The sequence below is a fragment of the Streptomyces prasinopilosus genome, assembly GCF_001419695.1.
Classification (GTDB): Bacteria; Actinomycetota; Actinomycetes; order Streptomycetales; family Streptomycetaceae; genus Streptomyces; species Streptomyces prasinopilosus.
In genome coordinates this window covers 1-3,361 of sequence record NZ_LIRG01000977.1, presented here as the reverse complement: position 1 = coordinate 3,361, position 3,361 = coordinate 1, and the positions used below count along the sequence as shown (strand labels likewise).

Sequence of the window (3,361 nt, the reverse complement as noted above, 5' to 3'; positions counted from 1 at the left end):
GGCGACGGCCGACGGCCGGGTGACGGAGCTGCCGCCGTCTCCGCGGTCGCCCCGGTGGTCGTCCCCAGGTTCGCCGCGAAACGGTTCAGCAGGCGGGCCACCGCCGAGGCCACCGCGTCCGGCGGCAGCTCCGTCACCCGGCCGTCGGCCGTCGCCGTGCCGTGCACGGCGAGCGTGGCCCCGCCCTCCGCGTCCCGCGGGCTCAGCCGCAGCGCCAGTTCCACGGTGCCGGTGCCGCGGGTCTCGGCGGCGTCGCCCTCGACGGCGTAGGAACCGTCGTCCCGCCGGGTCACCCGGACGGCGCCCCGGTAGGTGATGGAGTGGCCGCCGATGCGGACCTTCAGCCGTCCGGCGACCGGATCGGCTCCGGCGTCGTGCTGGAGCCCCGGCACCGCGCGGGCGACCCGCGCGGGATCGTCCAGCGCCTCCCTGAGCCGCTCCACCGGAACCGGAACGAACACCTCGTGCTCCATGACTGCGGAGCCTACCCACGGGAACGCCGGACCGTACCCCCGTCGGCACGAAAGGCGCAGCGGACACGCCCCGGACACGCCTCCGGGGCCGCCCCGGGCCGGCGTTGCGGGCCCGGGGCGACAGCGGCTCGGCGGCGGCCGGGGAACACCGGCGGTCGCGGCTCACCGGTGGTCGCGGCCCACCGACGACAGCGGCCCACCGGCGGTCACGGCTCACCGCGCGTACCGGGGATGGATCAGCGTCGACGGCGGGAGGCCGGGAACGCGCGTGCGCTCGACGGCCCGCGCGCCGGCGGCGAGGGAGTCGTCGGTGAGGGTGCGCGGGCGGGGGCCGGACGGGTCGAGGCGCAGGTCGGGGTCGGTGCGGGCGGCGAGGACGAAGCCCCGCTCGCGCGGGGCGCGGGCGGTGTCCTCCGGGGTGCGGGCGGCTCCGGTGGCGGGACCGGCCGGCCGGCCGCCCGTGCCGTACGGGGCCGTGCGGAAACCGGCCGAGCGGAGGGTCGACTCCACCGTCCAGTACGCCTCGGGCCGGGACGTCACCGGTCCCGCGTGCACCACGAGCCGCCCGTCGGGGGCCAGCGCGCGCCGGGCCAGGCCGTAGAACTCCCGCGAGTACAGCTTGGTGCTCGCGGTGATCTCCGGGTGCGGCAGGTCGGACACCACCACGTCGTACGCGGCCGGGGGCGCCCCGCGCAGCCAGTCGAAGGCGTCCTCGGTGGTGACGCGCACGCGCGGGTCGTCGAGGGCGCGGCCGTTCAGCGCGGACAGGGCGGGATCGCGGCGGGCCAGGCGCACCACGCCCGCGTCGAGTTCGACGACGTCGACGCGCCGCACGCCGGGGTGGCGCAGCACTTCGCGGGCGGTCAGCCCATCGCCGCCGCCGAGGACGAGCACGCGTGCGTGCGGGCCGGTCATGGCGGGGTGCACCAGCGCCTCGTGGTGGCGGAGTTCGTCCCGGCCGCCGGCCCGGAGCCGGCCGTCGAGGAACAGGCCGAGGGAGCGGCCGTCCCGGTCGCCGGTGAGCACCACCTCCTGGACGTCGGTCCGCAGGGCCACCCGGACGTCCGGGCCGTACATGGCGCGGCGGGCGGCCTGTTCGAAGTCGTCGACCAGGACGGTGGCCGAGGCGAGGACGGTCAGCACGCAGAGGTTGGCCGCGATCAGCAGCCGCCGGGCGCGGCGGGTGAGGTCCTGCCGGAACAGGCCGAGCACCAGCGCGCCGCCGACCACCGTGTTGACCGCGCCGGTGATCAGCGTCCCCGTCAGCTGGCCGAGGAACGGCAGGAGGAGGAACGGGAAGGCGAGCCCGCCGACGAGGGCGCCGACGTAGTCCGCCGCGAACAGGTCGGCCACCGCGCCGCCCGCGTCCTGGCGGCGGATCCGCTGGATCAGCTCCATCAGGAGCGGTACCTCGGCCCCGATCAGCAGGCCGACGGCGAGCGAGAAGACGACCAGCAGGACGGGCGGCCCGTGCGCCCACGGGCCGCCCCAGTCCCCGGTCCAGGCGAAGACGGCGTACAGGGCCATCGCGCTGCAGCCGCCGACGAGGGCGAGGGCCGCCTCGACGGCGCCGAAGCCGGCCGCCGCGTGCCGCCGCAGCCGCTTGGCGGCCAGCGAACCGACGCCCATGGCGAAGACCATGACGGACAGCACGACCGACGCCTGGGTGACCGAATCGCCCATCAGGTACGCCGCGAGCGCGACGAGTTCGAGTTCGTACACCAGCCCGCAGGCCGCGCACACGAACACGCCCGCGAGGACCAGGAACCGTCCGGTGGCCTGCCGCACGGGCAGGCGCAGCGCACCGCACGAACCGTCGCCGCCGCCGGCTTCACCGCCGGCGCCGCCACTGCCGCTGGCGCGCGGCCTGTGCCGGGGGTGCGCGGAGCGGGGCGGAGCGGGGGCCTGCGGTTCGATCACGTTGCGACGTTACGTTACTGCTCCGCTGCGGATCGTCACCCACACGTGTGATTTTTGTTTATCGTTGCCCCCCTTCGGCGAAACCGCGGTACCTCGCACGGGCCGCCGGTGCGGGGCCGCTCACACGTATTCCCTCACCCGTACGCCCACCCGTGTGCGGGTCGCCACGATCCGGCCCTCCTGGGGGTAGGCGTGCCAGGTCCGCCAGTGGACCTGGCTCCCCTGGCGCTGGGCGAGCATCGCGGTGAACGCGTGCGGGCTCCCGGGGAACACCCCGGCGAGCCCCTGCGGATGGTCGGAGACCAGGGCGAGCAGTTCCTGGGCGCGGCCCGCGAAGGAGCCCGGGGAGAGCGTCTCCACGCGGGCGGCGAACTCGTACTCCCAGTCGCCCACCCGGGTGGCGACGCCCATCGGGAGGGGTGTCCTGCGGCCCCGGATGCACGCCACGGTCTCCGAACAGACGCCCTCTTCCTCCTCCAGCAGCACCTGGTGGGACGCGCCGAGGAGCCTCAGCTGGACCGTGGCCCCCGTCAGTTCGAGGTCGAGCGTGGCCAGCGCGGGCAGCGGCTCGCGCCCCAGGGCCCAGGCGAGGTCGGCCGCACGGGTGTCGGTGTAGGCGGTGGTCAGGGTCGTGAGCATGGAACGGCTCCGCAAACGCACAGGGAGGAGGGGCGGGGAGGAGATGCGGGCGTCCGTCACGCCCCGGTCGCCCCGGAGGTTCGGCCCGCCAGCCCGCCGGCCGGCCGGACGAGGTCCGCGGGAGGTCCGAGGGCTGTGCTGGTGAAGAAGAGCGAACCATGAACTATGGTGCCACCACAGCGTTTTTACCCAACTTCGTGCGTTTTCCATCCCCTCGGGGGCCCTTCGGTTCACCTGTTCAAGGAGCGAACCCGGCGGACGCCTGGCGCGCACCTGGCGCGAGTCCGGTGCTCACCCGGCGCACGCGCGGCGCGCACCCGCCCCCGGCC

General features: G+C 75.7%; 3 protein-coding genes. All 3 read right to left on the bottom strand.

Annotated elements, in window-relative coordinates:
* The coding region (locus AOK18_RS29255) for an SRPBCC domain-containing protein (RefSeq protein ID WP_276205378.1) at nucleotides 1–473 on the bottom strand (473 nt) is incomplete at its 3' end.
* A gap of 213 nt (nucleotides 474–686) precedes the next feature.
* Nucleotides 687–2,393: a polyamine aminopropyltransferase gene (locus tag AOK18_RS29250; RefSeq protein WP_055696266.1), complete on the bottom strand. Its 1,707-nt coding sequence runs from the start codon at nucleotides 2,391–2,393 to the stop codon at nucleotides 687–689.
* 120 nt (nucleotides 2,394–2,513) lie between these two features.
* Nucleotides 2,514–3,032 carry a DUF2617 family protein gene (locus AOK18_RS29245; RefSeq protein ID WP_055574651.1) on the bottom strand — a complete coding sequence of 173 codons (519 nt, stop codon included), beginning with the start codon at nucleotides 3,030–3,032 and terminating at the stop codon, nucleotides 2,514–2,516.
* Between the last annotated feature and the right edge of the window lie 329 nt (nucleotides 3,033–3,361).

Excerpts from the sequence above, each read along its gene's own strand:
- AOK18_RS29245 (WP_055574651.1), bottom strand. The coding sequence starts at position 3,032 with ATGCTCACGACCCTGACCACCGCCTACACCGACACCCGTGCGGCCGAC.